This window comes from Streptomyces sp. NPDC001941 (genome assembly GCF_040296945.1).
Taxonomy (GTDB): Bacteria; Actinomycetota; Actinomycetes; order Streptomycetales; family Streptomycetaceae; genus Streptomyces.
On sequence record NZ_JBEOYE010000254.1, the window covers coordinates 1 to 1471 of the forward strand.

At 71.4% G+C, this 1471-nt stretch carries 1 protein-coding gene; it reads right to left on the reverse strand.

What is annotated here, in order from left to right; all coding sequences use genetic code 11:
• On the reverse strand, nt 1-1334 hold a 1334-nt coding region (locus ABT160_RS46970; RefSeq protein WP_502984433.1), incomplete at its 3' end, for a DUF7933 domain-containing protein.
• Between the last annotated feature and the right edge of the window lie 137 nt (nt 1335-1471).

Sequence of the window (1471 nt, forward strand, 5' to 3'; positions counted from 1 at the left end):
GAGGGGCCCCGGTTCCTGGCCGTGACGCGGTAGTCGAAGGTCTGGCCGGGCCTGAGCGGTCCGGTGCCGAGGGAGTCCTTCTCGCTGACGAGGTCGGCGGACTCCGTGAAGGTGACGGGGGCGTCGGCGGGGGCGTTCAGGCCCACCGTGGTGACGTCGTCGGGCGTGTTGACGTAGTCGCCCGCCGTCCGGGAGGTGACCTGCGCGGTCACCGTGCAGGAGACCTGGTTCGCGTTCAGGTTGCCGCCGGTGAGAGCGATCGACGAGCCGCCCACGGCACCGGTGACGCTGGCGCTGGGGCAGTTGGTGGTGGGCGCGCTCGCCAGGGTGACGCCGGTGGGCAGGCGGTCGGTGAACGACCAGCCGTTCTTCGCGCCGAGTTCGTTGGTGTTGGTGATGGTGAACGTCACCGTGGAGTTCTGCCCGGCGGGGACGGACCGGGGGCTGAACGACTTGTCCAGCTGCGGGGTCACGTCGATGAGGCGGATGTTGTCGAAGGCGGCGTCGTTGCCCGCGCCGGAGCCCTCCGCGTTGATCATCCGGATGCCGGCGGACGTACCGGAGAAGAGCATGGACGAGGTGGCCGGGAAGCGGCCTGCGCGTACGCCCGAGTAGTCCCTGGCGCGGCTGTCGGTGCAGGGGTTGAGGGTGCCGCCGACCGGGCGCGCGGTCGCCCCGTCGAGGAGCGAGAACTGGAACCGCGGCCCGCGGACGGTACAAGCCGTCGCGGCCCCGTCGACGCTGAAGGTCACGAACCGGTTACTCACGTTCAGCGGGACGGGTGCCGTGGTCTCGAACTGGACCTTGTTGGCACCCGGGTCGCCCTCGGTGAAGGCCGTCACCGCGTGGTTGGTGTTCGGGTCGTTGCCCGCGACCTGGCCCAGGACGTTGGCGAGGACCCGGGTGCTCGGGAAGCTGTTCCGGCAACCGGCGGCGCCCGCCTCACTGACCGGCATGGAGGACGACACGATGGCACCGTTGCAGTTCGTCAGCCACGCCGGGTCGGCCGTGTACTTCGTACCCATGGCTCCCGTGTACGCCGGGAGCATGACCACGCGGTTGCCCATGCCGTTCTCGAAGTTCTCGACGAACAGCTCCTTCGGCTCCTGCGCGACCCCGGGCGTACCCGGATCCGCCACAGCCCCGGGCCCCGCCGCGAAGGCCGTCGTACTACCGCCCGCCGCGACGCCCCCCACCGCGCTCAGCACCACCAGGGCGGAGCTGAGCGCCGCTCCTGCTCCACGGCGCCCGCGCACCCCGTGCGCGCGTGCCTGCCTCTCCTCGCGACCACTGCGCGGGCCGGTCCCCTCCGGACCGTTCCAGCGTGGATGCATGACCTCTCCCTTTGATCCCTTTGACGCACGTGGCCGTGTGGGCCACGAGGACGGAACGGCACTGTCAGGACTCTCCGGACCGCGAACGGCGTCGCCCCGGAGCGGTCCGTCCGGTGAGGCGGGGCGACCCGCCCCGC